General features: G+C 35.0%; 14 protein-coding genes. 9 read left to right on the top strand and 5 right to left on the bottom strand.

The features are described from left to right. The first annotated feature begins 6 nt into the window (after positions 1-6). From N4A35_14625 to N4A35_14650, 6 genes are read left to right on the top strand one after another with little or no spacing between them, the layout of a single operon-like run. Positions 7-3,567, top strand: a complete 3,561-nt coding sequence (locus N4A35_14625) for an OmpA family protein (protein ID MCT4582649.1) — start codon at positions 7-9, stop codon at positions 3,565-3,567. A gap of 5 nt (positions 3,568-3,572) precedes the next feature. After that, on the top strand, positions 3,573-4,346 hold the full coding sequence (locus tag N4A35_14630) for an alpha/beta hydrolase (GenBank protein ID MCT4582650.1): 774 nt from the start codon (positions 3,573-3,575) through the stop codon (positions 4,344-4,346). 9 nt (positions 4,347-4,355) lie between these two features. Then, positions 4,356-7,634: a SpoIIE family protein phosphatase gene (locus N4A35_14635; protein ID MCT4582651.1), complete on the top strand. Its 3,279-nt coding sequence runs from the start codon at positions 4,356-4,358 to the stop codon at positions 7,632-7,634. A 2-nt stretch (positions 7,635-7,636) separates the two neighbouring features. Then, a complete protein-coding gene (locus N4A35_14640; protein ID MCT4582652.1) occupies positions 7,637-9,820 on the top strand; it encodes a tetratricopeptide repeat protein in 2,184 nt (727 codons plus the stop codon). Between the two features lie 44 nt (positions 9,821-9,864). Continuing rightward, positions 9,865-10,350: an RNA polymerase sigma factor gene (locus tag N4A35_14645; protein MCT4582653.1), complete on the top strand. Its 486-nt coding sequence runs from the start codon at positions 9,865-9,867 to the stop codon at positions 10,348-10,350. Further along, positions 10,350-11,375, top strand: a complete 1,026-nt coding sequence (locus N4A35_14650; protein ID MCT4582654.1) for a hypothetical protein — start codon at positions 10,350-10,352, stop codon at positions 11,373-11,375. The genes N4A35_14645 and N4A35_14650 overlap by 1 nt, the downstream gene beginning before the upstream one ends. Before the next feature lies 1 nt (position 11,376). Here the strand turns inward: N4A35_14650 and N4A35_14655 are convergent, their stop codons facing one another. Together N4A35_14655 and N4A35_14660 are read right to left on the bottom strand one after the other, a co-directional pair. After that, positions 11,377-13,341 (bottom strand): vanadium-dependent haloperoxidase, encoded by a 1,965-nt coding sequence (locus N4A35_14655; protein MCT4582655.1) that lies wholly within the window; start codon positions 13,339-13,341, stop codon positions 11,377-11,379. Between the two features lie 63 nt (positions 13,342-13,404). Beyond that, entirely contained in the window at positions 13,405-15,855 is a 2,451-nt protein-coding gene (locus N4A35_14660) for a T9SS type A sorting domain-containing protein (protein ID MCT4582656.1), read from the bottom strand. Positions 15,856-15,967: 112 nt separating this feature from the next. Between N4A35_14660 and N4A35_14665 the strand changes: the two genes are divergently transcribed. Next, positions 15,968-16,585, top strand: coding sequence for a hypothetical protein (locus tag N4A35_14665; GenBank protein ID MCT4582657.1), 618 nt, complete (start codon positions 15,968-15,970; stop codon positions 16,583-16,585). Positions 16,586-16,597: 12 nt separating this feature from the next. Here N4A35_14665 and metG read toward each other — a convergent pair whose 3' ends face one another. Continuing rightward, positions 16,598-18,658, bottom strand: coding sequence for a methionine--tRNA ligase (metG, locus tag N4A35_14670; GenBank protein MCT4582658.1), 2,061 nt, complete (start codon positions 18,656-18,658; stop codon positions 16,598-16,600). Between the two features lie 184 nt (positions 18,659-18,842). Here metG and N4A35_14675 point away from each other — a divergent pair, with 184 nt between their 5' ends. Then, a complete protein-coding gene (locus N4A35_14675) occupies positions 18,843-19,739 on the top strand; it encodes an LD-carboxypeptidase (protein ID MCT4582659.1) in 897 nt (298 codons plus the stop codon). On the opposite strand, the gene N4A35_14680 is transcribed toward N4A35_14675, so the two are convergent. Beyond that, entirely contained in the window at positions 19,728-21,353 is a 1,626-nt protein-coding gene (locus N4A35_14680; GenBank protein ID MCT4582660.1) for a tail fiber domain-containing protein, read from the bottom strand. The genes N4A35_14675 and N4A35_14680 overlap by 12 nt on opposite strands. 61 nt (positions 21,354-21,414) lie before the next feature. Between N4A35_14680 and N4A35_14685 the strand changes: the two genes are divergently transcribed. Beyond that, positions 21,415-22,398: a COX15/CtaA family protein gene (locus N4A35_14685; protein MCT4582661.1), complete on the top strand. Its 984-nt coding sequence runs from the start codon at positions 21,415-21,417 to the stop codon at positions 22,396-22,398. Between the two features lie 24 nt (positions 22,399-22,422). On the opposite strand, the gene N4A35_14690 is transcribed toward N4A35_14685, so the two are convergent. Further along, positions 22,423-25,221 (bottom strand): PKD domain-containing protein, encoded by a 2,799-nt coding sequence (locus N4A35_14690; protein ID MCT4582662.1) that lies wholly within the window; start codon positions 25,219-25,221, stop codon positions 22,423-22,425. Positions 25,222-25,233: the final 12 nt, after the last annotated feature.

The following is a 25,233-nucleotide window of genomic DNA, read 5'->3' on the forward strand; positions in this document are numbered from 1 at the left end:
TTCATTATGCTTTTTGAAGCGAAGAAAATTGTATTTATTCTTTTATGCTGCTTAATATTTCCTTTGACTGGAAAAGCTCAAAAGCAAATAAAATATGCTGACCTAGAATTCGAAAGAGGATACTGGGAAGAAGCTATTGAACTGTATGAAAAGTTAATTAAAGCTCCTGAAAATGAAGATGATTTTTCGTACCTCAGCCAACAGTTGGCATTAGCTAATTACTACTTAAAAAACTACAGTGAAGCCCATTACCATTTTCAAAACATTGAGACCAAAGTAAAAAGCTTCAATAGTGAAACCAAACAAGCTTATTTTGATTGCCTTAGACTTTTTAAAGAATACAAACTAGCCCAAACATACCTCAAACAAGACCTTGAAGACCCCTACTATAAAGAACACTTTATAGACTTCCCTATTCATTACCAAACCTCGGCCAAAGATTCTTTTTTTAACATCAAAAGTATTAACATTGATCATGGATACTCCTTCTTAGGACTAAGTATAATCAACAATGATAGCATAGCTATTGCGCTTCCCATTTCCAACGAAAAGCAAAAAACAGTATTCTACGACTTATTTACTACCAAACGTAAAGAAGACACCCTCTTTAACACAGCTGAAAACAGAAAAATAATCGATGACAAAAAAAAGGTTTTTTACAGAGGAACCCCAACTCTTTTCACCAACAATAACATTATTTTCTCTGGTAACATTAGTGAATATAGCCTCTACAAAGAAAAAGACATTGCTAAATATAACATTTCAGAAAATGGAGAAAACCTCCTACATCTTTTTCAAGTTAAACCTGGATCAACTCAGGAATCTATCCTTCCTATTAATGATCAAAACAGCAACTCTTCAACCCCGTTTTTTGACACCATTAATAATGTTTTATTTTTTAGTAGTGATAGAACTCAAGGTCATAATAATTTTGACATTTACTACAGTTTTTACGTCAACAACACATGGAGCACTCCTCACCCCCTCGAGATCATCAATAGCCCTTATGATGATATCTACCCTTTTTATTTTAACAATCAACTCTTCTTTTCTTCTAAAGGGCATCAAAATTTTGGAGGGTTAGATCTTTTTGTTTCTGTATGTGATATTGACTCAACAAATCAAACAATTACCCTTTCTCCTCCCCAAAACCTTGGTACAACAATAAATAGTAGTTTTGATGATTTTTCCTTAATATGGAATTCAACGTACAACGGCTATCTTGCTAGTAACCGAATAGACAAAAACAAACAAGATCACTTATTTTATTTTGACTACACACCTATTGACACCTTAATATTCAATATTTTTAATCAATACAACACTCCTATAAACGCAAAAATTTATTGTTACTCGAAACTTGAAAATGGCGAATGGACATTAAGCGACTCCCTAAAATACACTCCCGATACTCCTGTACAGTACCCTGTAAATTTGAAAAAGGAATATCAATTTGAATTTAAGAAAAATAATCACCTCTCAAAAATTATTCATTTCGAAAAGGATTACAACTATATCCAATTAAAAAAAGCCAAAAAATCTTTTACAACAGTCACACTAAATAGAGAACCAAGTATATTTACTTTAAGAGATAAATATGGAACTCCAATCCCAAATGCCGATATCATCATCTACAGTAAAGATGTTCCAATGGGAGCATTTGAAACTGACAACAAAGGGTTTTGGGACATTGAAAACAGAAACATTTTTGATGCTTCTAGCAGTTACACCTTAAAATATCAAGACAAGAATGGTGAAGAACAAACAATAACCCTTAATGGAAATGAAATAATACAAAACAATGCTCCTGTAAGAGACTTCAATAACAAGCTACTGACCAACACGCTATTCAACATTACAGCTGACAAGATTAAAGAAGCTGAACTCACGACTGATTTCAATGGAGAGTACCGATATGATTTCAACGACAATTTAACATACGACATAGAAATTAAGGCAGTAGACTATGAATTAAAACAAATCGATTTTGCCATTAATCAGGAAGACTATGAATTAGAACGAGGCAGACCTCAATACGACATTAAAATTGACAAATCCAAATCTTCAAAAGCTGTCATTGAGAAAGTCATCAACCCTATCAATCAAAAAGTCTTGTTTACCCTTAAAGATGAAAATGGGACTCCTCTTCCTTTTACAGATATTTCTATTTATGGTAAAAACATTAAAATAGGAACATTCGATACAGATGCTAATGGTTTCTGGGACATTTCAGATTCAACATTATTTAATCAAGATGGTAGTTACACTGTAAAATACATTGATAAAAGCGGCACAGAACAAAGCATTCAGCTAGAGGGGAAAAACATTTTAGAGCAACAAACTGCATTATTAGACAACAACAATAACCTAATTAGCAACACTTCAATAGATGTTTATTCTGATCGAGAAAAACTAGCAGACATCACAACAGATATCAATGGGCAATATGAGTATGATTTTGATGAAAACATTGAATATGACATTGAAATAAACGCTGTTGATTATGAAATAAAAGAAGTGGAATTTGTATTTGAACAAGATGACTATGAATTAGACAGAGGACAACCTCAATACGACATCCACATTGACCGCTCACCATCTAACCAAGCCACCATTACAAAAGTAACCCATCCTGAAACTAAGAACACCTTATTTACATTAAGAGATGCTGACGGTACCCCTATTCCATTTGCCGACATTACCATCTATGGAAAAGATATTAAGCTTGGTACTTTTGAAACCGATGATAATGGGTTATGGGATTTAAAAGATTCTACACGCTACGATTACGATGGCAGTTATACCATTAAGTTTATCGACAAATATGGTGACGAACAAGTCATTCAATTGGAAGGGAAAGAAATCTTAAATGGCAATCGTCAATTAAGAGACGAAGATAACACCATATTAAAGAATACTTCTATAGATGTTTATTCTGATCGAGAAAAGCTTGCTGAACTTACTACCGATAAAAATGGACAATACGAATATGATTTTGATGAAAACATTACATACGATATTGAGATTAAAGTTGCTGATTATACTACACAAACCATAGAGTTAGATTTTGAACAAATAGATGAATTGGATAGGGGGAATCCTCAATACGATATAAAGATTGATCCAAAAGGGAAAAGCAAACCCACTATTCTAGCTGCTAATCAAAGTAATAGAGAAGAAAAAATTGAAATGGAAGTCATTCAATCAATTCTTTCAGAAAAACTAAAATCTTTTGACAACATCTACTTTGACTACAATAGTTACAAGCTTTCTAAAGAAGGGTATTCTACTTTACGTAAAGTTATTCGCTACCTTAAAGAACATCCTGATAAAAAAGTAATCATTTATGGACACACTGACGCTGTTGGATCTTCACGTTTTAATCAAAAGCTTGGACAAAAAAGAGCAGCATCTTGTCTAAAATACCTTCAGAAAAAAGGGGTGAACAATCCCACTAATGCTGTATCTTTTGGAAAAGATCAATTAGCAAAAAAATGCCCTAACAAAGATTGCTCTACAGAAGAGAATCGAATCAATCGAAGAGTCGAAATTTTCATTGAAGACTAACACTAATGGAACATCAACAATTAATTACACCATACACCACTCGTAACCATAATAAACCCAACCTTTTATTGATCCATGGCTTTCTTTGCTCTTCGCATCTCTGGTATGATTATGCTGAACGGTTTGCAAAAACCTTCAATATCTATTTGGTGAATTTACCTGGTCATGATGGTAACGGCGTCACCATTCAGTCTATTAGTAAATTAGCGCAACACCTATTAAAAGCTCTTGATATTTTAAGGGTTAACTCTCTACACATTATTGGTCACTCATTAGGTGGTTATATTGCAGGAGAAATAGCAAAACTAGCACCATCAAGAGCAACAACAATCACACTAATTAACAGCTCGTTACTGGAGGACTCTGCACATAAAAAAACTGATCGAGACAAAGCTATTCGTGCGGTAAGGATTACCCATTCTGTTTTTTCTCATCATGTCATTGAAAAACTATTTTCAGAAAAAAGTAGACTACAGCATCAAAATATCATCAACCAAACTCAACAAGCTGCAGCTAATATTAAAGCTCCTACAATCATTAGCTATCTTGAAGCTATGAGAGATAGAGAAAGTACTCTTAATGCCATTTCTAAAACACCAAAACTAATTATTGCAAGTCAACAAGACACGACCATCCCTTTTTCAAGAGTAGCTCCACAATTTAACTCAGAAAATACAACCTCAATGATCTTAGAAGAAAGTAACCACATGAGTTTTATTGAAGAAAGTGACCTTGTTTACAAAGCTATTAACTCCTTTTTTGTATCTTTCAGTTCTTGAAATTTACTTATGAAGCTTGTTATCACCCTATTTTGTTTATTTCAGTTATTATTAATAACCAATAGCTATGCCCAGCACTATAATTTCAAAGGAATTTCTGTTGAGGAGGGGTTACCAAGATCTGGTGCTTATTCATTACTTCAAGATTCAAAGGGATATTTATGGGTTACTCTTGACGGAGGTGGAGTTGCGAGATATGACGGACAACATTTTAAAACAATCGACCTTTCTAATGGACTTCCCTCTCGTAAAGTAAGAGCCATTTTTGAAGATTCCAAAAAAAACCTATGGTTTGGAACAACTCAAGGCCTTTGTAAATATGAAAAGGGAAAATTAAAAGTATATACGACTAAAAATGGATTACCTCACAATTACATCAGAGCTATTAATGAAGATAAAAGTGGGCATTTAATTATTGGAACGAACAAAGGGATTGCTAGTTATGACGGGATCTATTTCACAACACTTAACGACGAAAAAGACTCCACGTTCAATCCAAAAATTCGAACCATTCATACCACTAAGGACAACATTACTTATATTGGAAGTGAGCATGGTCTGTATCGTATAAAAGATCAACAAATCATTCTTTCTGAGTACACACAACTACTACCTAACCCTACGGTATTATCCATTCAAGATGACAGCAAAGGCAACCTATGGATTGGAACTGAACAAGGAGTAATTGCCTACCACCATGATTCAGTTAGACTATACAACCAACAAAAAGGACTTATTAGCAATAGAATACGAGCAATATGCGAAGACAACAATCATAATATATGGATTGGTACCCGAACTGGGGTTAGCTGTATTACTTCAAAAAAAATAATTAACATCAATAGCAGTAATGGATTAACCCACGAAAGAATTAGGGACATTCTATTAGATAACAATGGTACACTTTGGTTTGCTACTTTTTATGGAGGAATTAACAATTTTAACCCTAAAGATTTTATCACTTTTTCCACCAATGAAGGACTCCTCAGCAATCAAATTCTTTCGATTAGTGAAACCTCTAACAACAAAATAATAGCCGGAACTTTTGATGGTGTTTCAACATTCCAACTAGACAATGGTAACATTCAAAATATTACTAATTATACTACTTTAAATGGTCTACCACACAATAGAACATACAGTATATATAAAGACAATTATAATTTTATTTGGCTAGGAACTAAAAAAGGAATTGTTGTTACAAATGATTTTCAAAACTTTACACCTATCAAAGATAGCCTATCTGATATTCAAAGTGAAATCTACACGATTATTCAAGAAAATAAAAACACCTATTGGGCAGGAGGCGAAGATGGGTTATTTCAAATCACCTTTTCAAAATTCCCCCACAAATACATTATATTACAATATAACAATGAAGACATTCCATCTAACGATATTTCTTCTCTTGCCATTGATCACAACAAAAATATATGGATTGGGTACAGACATGGTGGAATTAGAATTAAAAAAAATAATGGAGGAGGGTTTATTACACCTACTTTTTCTAAAAAAATTGAGAACATCTCTTCTATTGTAATCAAAAATGATAAAGTTTGGATTGGGACAGATACAAAAGGACTATTTTGTATCGAAACTCCTCAAATAGACCAAGAGATTGCAGTTAAACAGTATACCTACACCGAGGGGTTATCATCCAGTAACATCTATGCCATAGCATCTACTAGAGAAAATGAAATTTGGGTAGGAAGTGAAAAGGGAGTTGATAAATTGATCTTTGAACACCAAAACAATCAATTATTTTTAAAGAACATCGAACACTATGGAAAAGAGGATGGTATTAGCGGAGGAGAAATTATTGAAAAATCGATTTTAGTTAACAAAAAAAATCAGTTATTGCTAGGCACTGTAAAAGGACTAGTAAGTTCCAGTGCTATGAACTATACAGCACTGCATGAGCCCCCAAAACTTCATTTATTAAAATTTGAATCCTTTAACAAAGATAAAGAGCAAAAAGAAAATCATATTACGAACCTTGACAACATTTCAATCGAATACTCCTCTAACAATATCTCTCTTGATTTTATTGGTATTGATTTAAATTCACCGAATAAAGTTAAATACAAATGGTATCTTGAAGGATACAGTAAAAAATGGTCTCCTCCTACCAAAAGAAGCTTTCTTAACTTCACCAATCTTATTGACAAAAAGTACCGATTAATGATTAAAAGTGCTGGAGTAAATAACATTTGGAACGAAACACCTTTGGTGGTCAATTTCACCATCAAAACTCCTTATTGGAAAAGTATTTGGTTTATCATATTGATCACCATTATTATCATTACCATTGTCTATTCTGGTGTTAAATGGAAAATCAACCAATTAATTAGACAAAGAGAGGTCTTAGAACAAAAAATACAAGCTGCCACTAAAACAATTGAAGAGGAAAAGCTCTTAATTGAAGAACAAAGTCATCAAATTTTTGAACAAAAAGAGCTCTTGGAAGAACAGCATAGAGAAATCAAACAATCCATCGATTATGCTCAACTGATTCAGGAAGCTTCTTTGCCTGAAAAAAAGATTACAGACTTAATAGCAGACTCCTTTCTATATTACAACCCTAGAGATATTGTGAGTGGTGACTTTTACTGGTGGGAAGAAAAAAATGATTATATCTTATTTTGTGTAGCAGACTCTACTGGCCATGGAATACCTGGAGCTTTTATATCCTTAATTGGAACCATATTATCTAATGAAATCTTTTATTCCAAAAAACTGATTTACCCTAATAAAATATTAGATGAACTAAACAAAACGGTTCAAATAACTTTAGAACAACATTTACCTAACCCCAAAATAAAAGACGGAATGGACTTATCTTTCTGTTGTTATAATAAACAGACTAAAAAGCTTTATTTCTCTGGCGCTAACAATCCTGTATGGTTGGTTAGACACAATAATCATCCCCTTATTCACAACAGCCAACCGCTTGCACCTAACTTCACCAACAACCACTCTAATTTATACGAAGTAAAAGGTGACAAACAACCTATTGGACTACACGCAGTAAAGCAACATCCATTCACACTCCATGAAATTAACATCGAAAAAGGGGATGAAATCTACCTCTTTACCGATGGGTATGCAGATCAATTTGGTGGTGATAAGAATAAAAAATTCATGTCTAAACGCTTTAAACAATTACTAACATCAAATGAGGGGATCACTATGCAAAAGGCAAAAACTTTAATTGACTTAAACTTTTCAACTTGGAAAGGAGAATACCCTCAGGTAGATGATGTGTGTGTAGTTGGTGTAAGATTTTAACTATGAGAAAGCTCTTTATCATTGCATTTATTCTAAGTTTTTTTTTGAGCATTAACGCACAAGAAAAACAATTTGCTGACCCCTCTTTTTATTTGATAGACTCACTTGTTTTAGAGGAGTTACCAGAGACAAATAGAAAACTAATCGATAGTTGTTTAACACTTTACCATGAAACAAAAGAAGATTCTTTAAAATGGCGATATTTGAATACAATTGCTGAGAACACTTATACTGACATTTGGTACTCCTATCAAAAATTAGCTAGTAAAATTTCAAAAAAGAAAATTACAGAGAACCTCTCTGAACTAGAAAGAAAAACTTTTCTTCATTATTATTCAACAGACATTAATAATGAAGCATTTTGGCACAGCGAGAAATCACAACTTCAAACTGCTGAAAAACTTTACAAAACAGCCATCGAACTACACACAAACATAAAGGATAGTTCAAACCTTGCGATTACACTTAATAACCTAGCAAGCAATTATAAACAACAAGGAAAAACTCAAAAAGCAATTGAAACCTATGAAAAAAGCATTTTTATCGCTAAACAATGTAACAGTAGTAGTACTGGACAAATAATATCAAGTTTAGCAAAAACATATGATGGATTGGGCAGAAAGAAAGAAGCCATAAAACTTTTAAATGAAGCACTATCTTATATAGATCAGACAAAGTCATTAGCTAATAAAGCTCAGATATTAGAAAACATAGGTTATCTACTTTCAAAAGAAAGCGATACCAACTTCCAACAAGCACTTGATTACTATAAAAAAAGTCTTGCCATAAATAAACAATTGAACTACAAATTAAAAATTGCTTCAAATCAATTCAGAATAGGAGAATTATACTTCAATATAGATCAACTTGATTTAGCTGCGCCATACTTTAAAAAAGCAATTAACTTAAATTACACAATCAATAACTATACAGGACTTAGTAACACCTATCTATATGTTGCTAAATCTTTTCAAAAACAAAACAAACAAGATAGTGCTCTCAGGAATTCAATTTTATCATATAATTTTGCTCAACAATCAAGCAGTCCAAGCTTAATTAAAAATTCGGCCAAACTATTAAGTCAAATTTATGCAGGCAAAGAACAATACCGAAAAGCTTATTACTATCAATTTGAGTTTCAAAAAATGAAAGATAGTATAAATGACAAAGAAACAAACTTTGCATTGGCCAAAACCGAAGCCAAACTACAATATGAAAAAGAAAAAGAGCTTGCAGCGATTGAACACAACAATGAACTTGCGTTGAAACAAAAAGAGAATGAAAAACAAACCCTTTATAAAAAGTTTTTCATTGTAGGTTCAATCATTTTATTACTTATTATTCTATTTATTCTCAAGCAATTCTCTAAATCAATCAAACAGAAAAAAACAATAGAATTATCAAACATTCAACTCGCCGAGCAACATAAAGAAATCACCAGTTCTATTACTTACGCAAAACGCATTCAAAGCGCTATTCTTCCCCCTAACGAAATAATCGAAGCAAACTTTAGCAACTCTTTTCTTATCTATATCCCAAAAGATATTGTTTCGGGAGATTTTTATTGGCTTGAACAAAAAGATGACAATGTATACTTTGCAGTAGCAGACTGCACTGGACATGGTGTTCCAGGAGCAATGGTTAGTGTAATTTGTAACAATGGTTTAAATAGAAGTGTTAGAGAACATCAACTCAACCTGCCACATAAAATACTAGACAAAACTCGTGAAATTGTTATTCAAGAATTTGAAAAATCAGGAGAACACATAAAAGATGGAATGGATATTTCTCTAATTGTTTGGAACAAAAAAACAAACACTATTCTATTTTCTGGAGCTCATAATCCGCTATGGATTATTAAAACTCAACAAAGCGAACCTGAATTAATCGAATTAAAAGGAGACAAACAACCTATAGGAAACTTTGAACGCTCTTTTCCTTTTTCTATGCAAGAATACCCTATTGAAAAAGGAGACATTCTCTATTTATCTTCTGATGGATATGCTGATCAATTTGGAGGAGAAAGAAATAAAAAAATAAAAAATAACAATTTTAAAAAATTACTGCTCAAAAACTGTCATCTCCCAATGTCAGAACAACAACTCATTCTTGAGCAATTCTTTGAAGACTGGAAAGGAGATCATGAACAGTTAGACGATGTTTGTGTGACAGGCATAAAATTTTAACCCTTTTGTAACTTTTTAACTCATCAGTCGTCTTACCTTTAATTATGACTAGAACGGAGTACAATAACAGTGTTGATCGTTTCTCAGATAATATTTATCGTTTTATTTTAAAAAGCATAAATGATGAGGAAGTAGCGAAAGATATTGTACAAGAAACATACACAAAACTATGGGTAAAACATGAAACCGTTTCTTTTGAGAAAGTTAAATCCTATCTGTTCACAACGGCATATCATACGCTAGTTGACTACACCCGAAAAGAAAAAAGAAGCACTCGAATTGAAGAAAGTCATCAAAAACAGTTGTTTCACAACCATCAATATTCAGATTTAAAAGAAATATTAAACGAAGCCATACGTGAGCTCTCAGAAAAACAACGTTCTGCAATTTTACTTAGAGACTACGAGGGCTATTCATATAAAGAAATCAGTGAAACCTTATCCATCTCAGAGGCTCAGGTTAAGGTAAATATATTTAGAGCACGTAAATTCTTACAAAACTATTTAAAAAGTATAGAAACAGTCATTTAATGGAACATATCAACAGACATAACTACGTGGTCTTTTTCATTGACTATTTCGACAATACACTCGATGAAGAAGCTATTCAACTACTTTTTGATTTTTTGGAAGTACATCCTGATTTAAAAGAGGAATTTGATGCTTTTGAAAATTTTAGTTTAGCTGAACCTTCTATTACCTTACCTAATAAATCATCACTAAAAAAACACATCGACGAGTCCAATATAGAGCATTATATCATCGCTAATTTAGAAAATGAACTTTCTCATGACGATCATAAAGAATACACTGACTTTATTGCAGAAAATGCTTTATACACTCCAACTGTTGAGCGTTATAAAAGAACCATTTTACCGCTAGAAACTTTCATTTATCCCAATAAAAAAAATCTTAAACAAAAAGGTCGTCTTATCATTCTTTGGCCAGCTATTACTGCTATAGCTGCAACAATCGCTATTTTCATTTCCATATCAACAGATGAACAGCAATATCAATTTCAAGCATTAGATCACTTAAAAGTACTACAAAATGAATTTGAAACTCCTATTCTCAGCATTACCAAAACAGCTCAAAAACAACCTGCAACCTCAACAAAAGAAATTGCTAAAACCAACATCCAATCTCTTCCTAAAAAGAGTACCAAGAAGATAAAAGAACCATTAGTTAAAAAAAATAACCCTACAGTTGCTCATCAACAAAACAATATCCAAACAAACCTACAACAACCTACTATAAAAACAAATAGTTCAATAGCAGTTGTGGAGAACTCCGCAACTGAAAGACTAAACATCGAAAGCTCTGAAACCAACATTCCGACTTTAAAACAAACACTCCATAACTCTATTAAAACAAAAGTGTTTAAAGATGAGAGCAAAAACAACCAACTAATTAATAAAGACTATTTACTTGCAGCAACTAAGGATAAACTAAACAATGCTAAAAACATAACCTTTGAACAATCTCAACTTAACGCTAGAAAAAAAACGAGATTAAAAATTGGAAAATTTGAGTTTTACCGAAATAAAAAGGCCTGAACTATTCTTTCTTCTTGAACAATTTTTGCGTCAACTTATAGGCATCTTGCCCCACTTTCACTCCTACTTTTCTACCCTGAATATCATCAACAGGAGGATGAATGCCTCCCCAAATTCGAGACAGACACGTTTCATCTGCCGCTTCTCTATAAGTTGCCCATTGTAAAGTAATTGTTTCACTTGGACCATATTCAAACTCTAAAAAACGTCCTTTTTCAAAAGTATGTTCTGCAATTCCTCCTGGAAAAAAAGGATCACCAGTAATCAGTGTTAAAATCTCAGCAGCAGCAGCCGAAAAAGTTGAATGCCCTGAAACGTAACCAGCAAAAGGAGGTGTCGCAAAAGAATAGCGCTGGTATGGCCACCAGTTTTCTGCTAAAATCCAGCCAGCCCCTGCAACATCTTTATCGAAATCAGCTATACTATCTGGACCATTCCAACTATACAATTTGATCTTATGCAAATGTTCTTGTTCCTCTCCTACTAGCGGATCATCTTCCATCACCAGCTCTATTTTACCTTCTACCAAATCAATCCCTTCGGTATGAAACCTGGGTAATGTTGAATCGGAACTTTGCCCTTGATCGGCCATCCATCTCAAAGCCGAAATAGGCCGTATATAATCATAATACGCCTTAATACTCCACGCAGAGATTGCTGCATCATGAAGACCTCCACAAAGGGTTAAATAAGCTTTTACATCCCATTCTAACGGACTCAATTCCTTTCCTTTCCCAGACCATTTCCTAACAAACAAAGCGTGATCAACCACTTCATTTAATGTATTAACCCAATGACCAGGAGGTGTCATTGTATTGACACCATCAACCCAATATTCGGCTATGACCCGAGAATAATCACTCCTTTTAACCCAATTCTCCTTATAAGGTTTTCCGGTATATGGATTTTTTTTATGTGGAATGGTTTTACAGCCTCCTTCTTCAAAATTAAAAAACGCCTGATAGTCAGCATAAGTTTCGGGCAAAATTCCTTTTGTTGTTCCTATTTTACCTGGTGAAATGTCCATCATTGTCTCATCATTAGGATCATTATGCCCGCCCCAAATAGCAACTAAAGCAAAATTCCATTTATAAGCATCCGAATTTAAAGGATCTTTTTGTTCGCTCATATAGGGAGGTGGCCCTGGATCATTATAAACTCTAAAGACATCTCCCTGTTCATTTTTAAGTTCTTGACTATTCTCCTTATCCATTGCAAAAGGAGTAATTTCTCCCCAGTGCGGTGTCAAAAATGTATCCTCTTGTATCAACGCTTGATTCCAGTACAACAATGTTGAATCATATCCACGTTGTTGAATGTATTCTAATATTGACAATGGTTGCCATCTATTTTTATACAATAAATTTTGGCTTCCTGGTCGATTGGGGAATAACGGAAGGTTGATCGGGTTATAGTTATTTCCCTCATACCCATCTGTATCACCAGCTGGCTCTTCCAACCCAAACTCATAGATTTTTTCTGCAAGGTAATTACCAAGTGCAGCTGGAGAGCCACCTTTATAGTCAACAGCCTTATAATCAGGATCTAAACCTTGAGATTCAAACAAGGCATCCACATCATCCATCATTCGTGTTTTACTAGAATATTCTCCAAAACGGGCATGTATTAATCGATAAGCAGCATAATGTATGGTAACTGCTAATGCACTATCTATATTTTGAGGAGGTTCAAACCCATCAAAGTCACAATGAAACTCCCCCCAATCTTTCCCCAAGAAAAAGGGTTCTGCTTTTTCTGGATGATATACAGCCCATGCATCAAACATCACTACTGATAAATGAAACAAGTTTCGCGCATGAACAGTAGGACCAAGACCATCGACTTTAATTGCATTTAAATGCGTATCCATCCATATTCGAGCAACACTTTTATCAGGACCTTGAGCATAACTGTTTACCACAATTCCTGTAAAAACGACCACTAATATTTGTACTAAGAACTTCATATATATAAAAAATCCAGAATGAGCAAAAGCTCATTCTGGTTCTTTATTAATATTCAATTGATGTTATTCTATTATCATTTTTTTAGTATCAACTTTCACTTGATTCACATACAAAGTATAGAAATAAACACCAGGAGTTAACCCTACAGCATTAATCTGTGCTTCTCCGTATCCTCCTTTCTCTTCCAACTCCAGGTTCGAAACTACTTGACCAGAACTACTACTAATAACCAAATTAGCTGAATTTGCCTGTTGTGGAATAAAATACTTAATTGAAGAGGTATTATTAAATGGGTTAGGGATATTTTGATACAATATTGCTCCATTTACGCCTTCATTTTCTTCAACTTTTAACATTCCATCACAAGCGCACTCCTCTAAATCTGTAATTCGATCTTCGTGATTATCAACTTGCGCTTGAAGTGATGCCAATAGTGGCTCTAGGTCAACTGAAACAGATGTTCCATTTTCTATCTCTATTTCTAACATTGTACCAGACAAAGTTGCTGCAGTTAAGTTCTGCGCATCAGTATTATCCATAAAAGTTGACAAGTCGACTGTATTCCCATTAGAAACACTTAAATCTGTTCCTGTTAAAGCTAGTGTTTGTTCATCTGTATTGGCAAACCCAGAAAGATCAATTGTAGAACCACTAGAAATACTCAAATTGTTCCCTACCAAAGAAAGGTCTTGAAGTTCATTGGTTGCGTCACCATCAACCTCTGTAAAAGAGGTTAAAAAACCATTATTTGCTACATAAGCATCTACCTGTGCTTCTGTTAATTGCGTATCATCTAAATAAGCTGACAAATCAATTGTAGAACCACTAGAAATACTCAAGTTGTTCCCTACTAATGAAAGGTCTTGAAGCTCGTTGGTTGCATCACCATCAACCTCAGTAAAAGAAGTTAAATAGCCATTGTTTGCTACATAAGCATCTACCTGCGCTTCTGTTAGTTGTGTATCATCTAAATAAGCTGATAAATCAACTCCTGTTCCACCTTGGTCTATATTCAAAGTATTCCCCATTAAGGTAAGATTTTGAACACCAGGCGTAATCCATTGTGTTCCATCCCAAGCTTTGATAGTATTATCATCAGCATTGTAAATTAACATTCCCTCTTCAGTAGCACTTAAAGAAGTTCCAAAGGCTGTTTCTTGAGCAGTTGTCATTCTATTAATTAGAAAACCATGGTCTGTTTCCGATAAATCAATTGAGGCTTTTTGGTTAGGTTTAGTTGTTCCTATCCCCATAGTCATACGATCTGTTGAAGTTATTCCTCCTACTACAAAGCTGTTATTAGTATCTGCTAAAGCATTTGTTCCAAATGCAGCAGTGTAACCATAATTAGCTCTAGCATTATCTCCAATAGCTATAGCATAATCAGCTTGACTACCTAAATATGCCTGCGAACCAATCCCGATACTATGCATTCCCCATACTGTTGCTTGATACCCCATCCCAACAGAGTAGGAAGCATTGACATCTGCATCGTATCCAATTGCCAAATCATAATTTTGACCAGCTCTAGTACTGTATCCAAAGGCCATTGGTCCAGTTCTGTCTGTAGTACTGTTTCCTACAACTGCATAATTACCCATCACTATACTTTGGTTGTGTCCATCAGTACTTTGGTCAGCGTGATGACCAATAGCAATATTATCTTGACCTTCTTCATTTCTATCCCCAGAAAAAGCACCTAAGAAAGTATTACGGTTAGCATTACCTGTTCCATTACTTACGTTAGTACGAACACCAGCAAAATAACCGATAAAGGTATTATAATCTGCATGTTCATTTCTTGCTCCTGCTCCTTGACCAACAAACGTATTGAAAGACCCAGCTCCATTGTCTATTCCCGTAGAATCTCCAATAAAAACATTTCTTTGACCTGTAGAACAATCATAACCAGCTTCATTTCCTACAGCTACATTGTTTGTTCCTGTTGTATTTGCTCTACCAGCAGTATTTCCAATAAAAGTATTTTCGGTTCCTGTTGTATTGCTATAACCAGCTTGGTGTCCTACAAAACAACTTCGGCTTGCTCCAGTATTACGGCCAGCCCAATAACCAATAATGACATTATCATCTCCACTTTGTATATTTTCTCCAGCTTCACGTCCTATAATTACATTATCACTTCCGTTAGTCGATATACGTCCAGCTTCATAACCTATTACAACATTATCATTTCCTGTTGTATTTTCATGAAGCGTTCGATAACCGATTGCAATGTTATTATTAGCTGTAGTTGTTGCTGGCATAGCGTCACTCCCTATTGCCACACTGTAATCTCCAGATGTCATACTATAGCCAGCTCTATATCCTACAAAGGTATTATCAAAACCGTAATTGGTTTGATAACCTGAAGAGTCTCCATAAAAAGTACATCTATCAGCTGTTGAAAGAGACGCACCTGAACCAGCTCCTTGTGTTTCGTTTCCAATTTGAGCTTGCGCGATATTACTTAAGGCTAATAAACCAGTAAGTAGAGGGTAAAAAATTCTTTGCATTTTATGACGTTTAATTTATTTTGCCCAAAGGTATTACTATTCTATCGAACTTTTATTATTCTCTAGCAATAATATTTAACACTTTTTTAACTTTGAATAAATTCCCAAAGAAATGAAAAAACTTCGGTTCTCAACGTCAAGCGTATTACTCCTAATACTAAGCTATTTTTCAAATTTTCTAGTCATAAATGGTCAAAATGAAGATGATCTAAGCCGTACATTTATGCCTAACATTCAGATGGGGTACATTATTCATGAAACAAACGAACTTTCCAATGGCTTAATGACTCAAACCTCTATAGAATATCGTGATATTTCCAATTTTATCTTTAGAGTTAATTACGACGCTTTTAGCTCCAATATGCACCTCCAATACCCAGTAAACTCAAACGTATCTTTTACTGGTAAAACAACCTTTTCTGACTTAATCATAGGCATTGGGTATCGCAAACAAATCGACAAACACAACATAACAGGATATATACAACCTGGTATAAGGTTTTATGGATACCCTATCTTTAAGACAAACAACAACCAAGTTAACTTAAACTACGACAGTCGAAATGTAGGTGTCTTGCGCTACAGTATTGGCTATGAATATGCCCTAGCTCCCAAGTTATTCCTCTCCATAGAGGGGCTTATAGGCCACACCTTAAAAGCACAAGACTTTTGGGTAAACAATAAATGGTCTTATGGAGCAACTATAGGTATAGCTGCTCCCCTAAATTAACGTTCAAAAACATTAACTAACATTTCCTCCTGCCAACATTTCTTTTGTTGGAGCTACGAAAGCTAATTCACCTTTATCGTTTTCTGCCATTAAAATCATTCCTTGAGACTCTACTCCTCTAATTTTTCGAGGTGCCAGGTTTAACAAAATAGAAACCTTTTGACCAACTACTTCCTCAGGTGAGTAATACTCAGCAATACCTGAAACTACAGTTCTTTTATCTAAACCTGTATCTACAGTTAATTGCAATAACTTCTTCGCTTTTTTTACTTTTTCAGCAGCTATGATTTCTCCTACTCGAATGTCCAACTTAGTAAAATCGTCAAACTCTATGGTTTCTTTTTGTTCTGGGAATTCGATTGGAGCGGCTTGTGATGCAGCTAATTTATCTAATTGCACTTCAATTTGAGCATCATCAATTTTTCCAAATAATAAACTTGCTTCATTAATCTGATGACCAGCATCAATCAAGTTATCACGACCAATTTCAGACCATTTTAGTTGCTCAATCCCTAACATCCCACTCAGTTTTTGAGTTGTAAAAGGTAAGAAAGCTTCAAAAGCTATGGTTAAGTTCGCTGTAATTTGAGCAGCAATATTCATGATCGTTTTCACCCTATTTTCATCTGTTTTAATTAACTTCCAAGGCTCTGAATCTGCTAAATATTTATTTCCAAGACGTGCCATATTCATAGCTTCCCCCAAAGCTTCTCTAAAACGATAAGCCTCTATAGACTTTGCAATTTTGGCTGGTATAGCCTTAAGTTCTGCTAAAGTTTCTCTATCAAAATCGGTCAATTCACCACGCTCTGGAACAACTCCCTGATAATATTTATGAGTTAAAACTAAAGTCCTATTTACAAAGTTTCCAAAGATGGCAACTAACTCATTATTGTTGCGTGCTTGAAAGTCTTTCCATGAAAAATCGCTATCCTTATTTTCTGGCATTGTAGCAGTTAGCGCATAACGTAGTACATCTTGTTGCCCCTTAAAGTCTTCTAAATACTCATGTCCCCATACTGCCCAATTACGAGAAGTACTCAACTTCTTTCCCTCTAAATTTAAAAACTCGTTTGCAGGAACATTATCTGGTAGAATATGATCTCCAAAAGTTTTTAATAAAATAGGGAAAATAATCGTATGAAATACAATATTATCTTTCGCTAAAAAGTGAACTAATTTCGTATCTTCTGATTTCCAATAAGGCTCCCAATCTTTCCCGTTATCAGCAGCCCATTGTTTCGTTGCTGAAATATAACCAAGTGGAGCATCAAACCATACATACAATACTTTGCCGTCTGCTCCCTCTACAGGTACTTTAACTCCCCAATCTAAATCACGTGTCATTGCACGTTCATGTAGGCCACCATCTATCCAACTCATACACTGCCCAACAACATGGTTCTTCCATTCTTCTGGATTGTGATGTTGCTTTCCATCTAGTACTCCCTCTTTCACCCATTTTCTTAACCATTCTTCATGATCGTTCATTGGCAAATACCAATGTGATGTTTCTTTGAGAATAGGTGTCTTTCCACTTAAAGTAGATACAGGATTGATTAAATCTAATGGACTCAAATCTGACCCACATTTTTCACACTGATCTCCATAAGCCCCCTCATTTCCACACTTTGGACATTCTCCTGTAATATATCGGTCTGCTAAAAACTGATTAAACTCTTCGTCATAGTATTGTTCCGAGGTTTTCTTAATAAAAGCCCCCTTAGCCTCTAATTCTTTAAAATAATTGGCAGCTGTTTCTTTGTGTAACTCAGATGAGGTACGATGAAAAATATCAAAACTAATTCCTAACTCTTCAAAAACACGTTTATTTAAGTCGTTATACTTATCTACAATAGCTTGCGGTGTTGTTCCTTCTTTCTTTGCTCTTAACGTTATCGCGGCCCCGTGCTCATCAGAACCACAAACAAAAGCTACATCTTTTTTATTTTGACGTAGAAAACGTGCATATATATCCGCTGGAACATATACCCCTGCTAAATGCCCTAAATGTAGCGGACCATTTGCATAAGGAAGTGCTGCTGTGACTGTATATCTTTTCGCGTTTTTCATAGTTTATTATTTTAGAGGACTGCAAAGATACTTTAACTCTATATATTTTGGAAAACATTCGTTAATTTCTTTTCTTCACTCAACACAAGAAGAGTTCAGAGCAAAGTCACTTCGAGTGAATTATAAGGAAAAATTGTTGACAAACATATTTTTACGTTAATTTGTATCGAGAAGCGACTAAAAAATGACACAACCAGCAAACCTCCAACCAAACGATAAAATTGCAATTATATCAACAGCCAGAAGCATTGACACTAAAAAGCTAAACTATGCAAAAGCTATTTTAACTTCTTGGGGACTTCAAGTTGTAGAGGCTCCGAATCTAAGAGCAATTCATCATCAGTTTTGTGGCACTGATGAACAACGCACCAATGATTTACAATGGGCCATTGACAATATTGAAATAAAAGGAATCATCTGCTTTAGAGGGGGGTATGGAACTGTTCGTATTCTTGACAACATTGATTTTTCTGCATTCATAACAAAGCCTAAATGGATTGTTGGTTATAGTGATGTGACAGCACTCCATAATAAAATCAATCAATTAGGTATTTACTCGTTGCATGCTACAATGCCTGTAAACTTTAGAGAGAATACTGAAACAGCCTTAACAACCTTAAGAAATGCTCTATTTGGAATCCCCTATTCTATTGAGGCTCCTCATCAATCTCACAACAAAGTTGGAACAGCTAAAGGAAAATTAATTGGAGGAAATTTATCAATTTTATACAGTTTGTCTGGTACTAAATTTGACATTAACACAGCGGGAAAAATATTATTTGTTGAAGATTTAGATGAATACCTCTATCACATTGACCGTATCATGTGGAATCTAAAATTAGCTGGAAAACTTCAAAACTTAGCTGGACTAATTATCGGAGGAATGACAGACATGCACGACAACGATACTCCCTTTGGAAAAAATGTTATAGAAATAATTCTAGAAGCAACTAAAGACTATGACTATCCTGTTTGCTTTAACTTTCCTGCTGGACATATTGATGATAACCAGGCCCTAATACTCAATAAGTTATATTGCCTTAACGTAGCACCTCAAGCGACAACTTTATCAATGCTCTAAATGCTGTTCTAACTGCTCTAACTTTTCTTTTAACAATTCATTTTCTTTTTTAAGTTCTTTTACAGAATTCACTAACACATACAGCATATACGTTCCCCCATCATAGTTTAAGATTTCTTCTAAATGATCTGAGTCTTCATACTTAGGTGCTTGGTATGACCCAATCATATATGGAGCTACCTTTTTAACATCCTGAGCAATAATACCGACATATTTTTTATTGTCATTAGGTGTATTGTACAACCCATTATACATAAACGTAACAGGATTAATCTGATTCAAAACATTTAATCCATCAGTAAATTCCACAATTTCCTTTTTAGTTCTTCGATCAGATGTTGCTGCCCAAGCTCCACCACCTGGCTTAGCTGCAACACCAGCATTGGATATAGACCAAGTAGCTGCGGTTCCTGTAACACCTCCCCCTACACTTGCAGCGGCCCAAACATCCCAATTAGACTCTATTCCGCCTCCCCAACCTGATGGTTTTAAAGCTGTACTCTGGCTAGTTAAATGTGATATAATTCGTCCATTAGAAATAATACTCATTAATCTATTTCCTGAACCAAAAGTACCATTCCACACGACAAAATCCCCGCTCGTCTCATGCGTAATATGATTATTAGTTGTTCCCCCATTATTCCCTAACATAATATTACCATAATTCGTTCCATTGGTAATTTGCAATTGTGTAGCAGGGGTATGTGTCCCAATACCTACATTACCTGTATTGTTTGCAATATAGATTCCATTATCGATATTTGCTCCTGGACCATCAAATGTACTTTGAGCCCCTATATAAGTATTATTATCAGATGTAACAGTAACTATAGACCCAGCAGTCCCCCCTGAGTTTTCAATTCTCAAAGCAGCTGTTGCAGCATCATCTGTTGCTTGCTTTATAAAAAGTTTGCTACTAGGTACTACAGAACCTATTCCCACATTCCCATCATTTCTAGCAAACAACACTGCATTATCGTAAGTATTATCCGACATATAATCACCTCCTCCAGAAGCTATTAACACCCCATCATTAGCATCATTATCTCTTATTCCCAATACCAATTGCCCATTAGTTCCACCATGGACGACCCCTCCAAAATGACTTCCCGTTGGAGGCAATATACTTGGCAATCCAACATATCCCGAAGTAAAGCCCTCTATTGCAACACTCGCATTGGTTGCATTACCTTCAGAAACCACCAATTTTTGCTGTGGGTTTGATTGACCAATTCCTACGTTCCCTTGTGTAAAAATATTATCATTGATATTGTCTGGAGCTGTTGTCCCCCCTACCTCATGCCAATCCTCATCTGGATTAGAATTTGCATCTTCTAATTTTGTCCATTTTGCACCATCCCAAAAATAATACCCTACTCCACTAGCCGCATTGGTATTATACACTAATAAAGAAGTTACAGGGGCTGTAACTGGTGCTGCAGTATTCAGGTCTACAATATTAACTCTTGGTATTAAAACTCCTTTATCTGTTGCTACAACATCAAGCATAGACGAGTTATCTGGAGCTGCTCCAGATGTATTTACTCCTACATTTTGACTATAGCAATTAACACTCCATAAGAGCACAAAAAATATGTTAAAAAGTACTTTCATTTTATAAATATAAAACGTTTTACACTACAAAACAATATCTTTGCCTAACTAAACAAAAGCTATGCAAACAAAATCGTTAACACCTGTTGTCCGTTGGTTATTCTTAGGGTACTTTCTAATTTTTGTGATGGTAATTGTGGGAGGGGTCACTCGCTTAACAGGATCTGGATTATCTATGGCAGACTGGAAGCCAATTATGGGAGCTATTCCTCCTCTAAATGAAGCTGACTGGCTAGAAAAATTCGAATTATACAAAGCAACACCTGAATATAAAATCGTTAACAATCATTTTTCGCTTGAAGAGTTTAAATCTATTTTTTGGTGGGAATTTATACACCGCGACTTAGGGCGTTTAATTGGCTTAGTATTTATCATTCCTTTTGCCATCTTTTGGTTTCAAAAAAGATTTGATAAATCTCTCCTCAAAAAAATGTTGATAATACTAGGGCTGGGAGCCTTACAAGGGCTACTTGGCTGGTATATGGTAAGTAGTGGACTAGTAGACAAACCTCATGTTAGTCACTTTAGATTAGCTGCGCATTTTATTACAGCACTTTCAGCTATGCTATATATTTTTTGGGTTGCGACATCTATTCTTTTTCCGCACAACAATAGTTTACCTAGCTTAAATAGAAAAACAAAAACATTATTAATTCTAGTGGTTATCCAACTCATATATGGAGCCTTTACAGCTGGGTTAAAAGCAGGGTTTGGGAACTATATTTTCACAGACGTTTTTGCTTTTCCTTCTCAGTTTAGCAGTTTCATCAACGATGGACCAACTGTTTTATTTACGCATAGGTATTTAGCGATCATCATTCTTATTTACACACTATATCTTTATATTAAAGAACTAACAAACATAGCCCTTACCAACTACCAAAAAAAAGGGTTACACCTAGTATTGGGAGCAGTTTTTATTCAAGTAGTTTTGGGGATTCTAACACTCTTAAATAGTGTTCCTATTAGCTTAGGTGTTATTCATCAAGCTGGAGCTGTGATCGTGATCACCAGTTGTGTATACCTTATACGAAGAACATCTTAACTTCGTATATAGGAAAAAGAGTAATTACTTCAGTAAAGTAAAGTGTCCTGTATAAGATTTATCTTTTCCTTCAGGACCTCTTAAATACACTTGATACACATAAACATCTTGTGGAGCTAATTCACCTTTATAAGTTCCATCCCATGGTCTGTTTTCCTCTGTTTTATACATCAATGTTCCCCAACGATCAAAAATAAGAAACTCAAAATGATCAAAATCTATAGCGAAACCTTCCACAAAAAAGGCATCATTAACACCATCTCCATCAGGAGTAAAAGCTGATGGTATATAAACATTGAGTACTGGATCAATTTGAATCATTTTTTGGATCGTGTCTTTACAACCATTCACAGTGGTAACGATCAATTGAGGATTATAAACTCCTGTATCGGCATATTGATGCGCCTCTTCAAAATCAATACTTTGATTTCCATCTGCATAATCCCATTCAAAACTTTCTCCACCTACTGATAAGTTTTGAAAAGCTATCTCAGAATTATACATATCTGTTTGTTCTGGACTTGCTTCAAACATTGCCAATGGTTTAGGCCAAACAGTAATATATCCCACCTCAACAATAGTATCTTTGCAACCTAAATCATTGGTCACTATTAATGAAGCGTCATAAATTGCATCATCGATATGGCTTGAGTTTCCAAAACAAATTTCTGGATCTTGACTCGTTTCTATTTCCCCATTCCCAAAAAACCAAAAATAATCTGTTATGGTGGTTGCATTTGCTTGTGAATTATCCTGAAATTGAGTACAATAAGGAAAGCATCCCTCCTTAACATCGGCTATAAAATTAGCTTCAGGTTTGGGATGAACCACCACATCATGCCATACAGTATCTACACACCCATTTGCAGTCTCAATATTCAATTCAACATGATAAGTTCCAGAAGCTGAATAATCATAAGTTGCAAACTGATTATTGGAAACAGCTCCATTATCTCCAAAGTCCCAATTGTGGTTAACAATACTCCCTTGAGCGATGGATGACAAATTAAAAAAACTTGTTGGAATTCCATTTTCACAAGTTGTTGTAAAAGAGAATTCGGCTGTAGGCAATGGATAGACCTGAACAAAATTAGTCACATCACTAACGCAACCATTATTAGAGGATGCTATTAAAGTCACATTAAAATATCCGTCCTGAGTATATTTATGATTTTGCTCTTCTAATGAAACTAAAGGGCTACCATCACCATAGTTCCATACCCAACTTGTAATATTATCAGGTGCATTGATTGAAGAAGTATTGGTGAACATCACAGAATCATTTTTACAGGCTGGAATTGAAATAAAGCTAACTTCTGGAATAGGGAAACGAGTTGTTGTTTGTACTAATGTATCATCACATCCTTCAGCTGTAACAACAATTAAAGTGATATCATAACTCCCATCCTGAACATAGTTATGTGTTGGTGTTTGGTCTGTAGACTGGATAATACTTGACGGTAACACATCTCCAAAATTCCAATTCCACGCGACAATACTTCCTGAAGAAACAGAAGAGGACTCATTAATCACAGGTGGTGTATATAAACAATCATCTACAACGGAAAAACTTGCTGTTGGCTCAGCCCTTACTTCAACAGTTATTGTGGTATCATGAATACAATTTAAATCGGAGACTGAGGTTAACTGCACATTATAACTACCAGCTGTTGAATAGGTATGAAGAGGCGCTTGAGCTTGGCTTGTCGCTCCATCTCCAAAATCCCATGTCATAGTAACAATACTTCCTGGTGCATCAATTTGACTTTGATTAGTAAAAGATGTTGTTCCCCCCATACAAACAGTATCTGCAATAAATTCTGATCTTGGAGATGACTTAAACCGAATATGTAAAGTGTCGATTCCATCACACTGAGGATAGGTTCCTGTTGTACGAATGATATAAGTTCCACTATCCAAGAATGTATAGGTTGCAGTGGTTGCTAAAACATTGCCTGAAACATCTTCCCAAGAATAACTAGCATAAGTCGGACATGTTCGAGAAAACGGCACAAAACCTGCTTTACAAATTAGGGTATCATTCCCTATAAAATCATCATCTATCACTAAATTTTCATCCCAAGTATTTAATTGAGTTAAGAGTTGTTGATCATTCGTTAATTGAGCAAAATGCATTCTAGCTATTGCTTCTGCATGGCGACTCTGAGAAGCTCCACCTCCAGCTCTATATGGAAACCATGTTTCTCCTTGAATATACAAAGTTCCATCCCCCATATTAGGTCGTGCGGGGTATGCTGCCGAAACCCCTTGAACATTTCCACATGATGGTGGAGTACTATTTCTTTGATGTGTTACGTTTACAGGTGTAAAATTTGCAAAACTCGCATAAGACCCTGTTGTTGGGTTAATTGTTGGGTCTGGTGAAAGGTGCCAAGGACCATTTGAATTGTGAAATCTTGGAGGAGAACTTGTTCCAGAAGCACCAGAACCAGTTTCAGTAATTGCCTGACCTGTTAATGAATTCCATGCTGTACTCATAAAACGTCCTCCAGGAACAGTACTGCCCTCAGTTGACAAAACAACATGTTTACCTGCTTGAACATGATTCAAAACAGCTGTAACATCTGCATTGGTATAATTTTGATTAATATTATTGTATATCACCACATCATACAATGAGTAATCTGGGAGTGTACTTCCTGTAATAACATTGACATTTCCAGCGCCAAAAGATGCTTCATAAGCTACTGTAATACCAGCAATCGGAGAGCCATAATAAGGTGACACTAAATAGATATTCACTTGTTGACTAAACAATACTTTTGAAAGAATCAACACACACACAACAACAAGAAATCTCATACTTATAATAGA

It is taken from the genome of Flavobacteriales bacterium, assembly GCA_025210295.1.
Classification (GTDB): domain Bacteria; phylum Bacteroidota; class Bacteroidia; order Flavobacteriales_D; family Parvicellaceae; genus S010-51.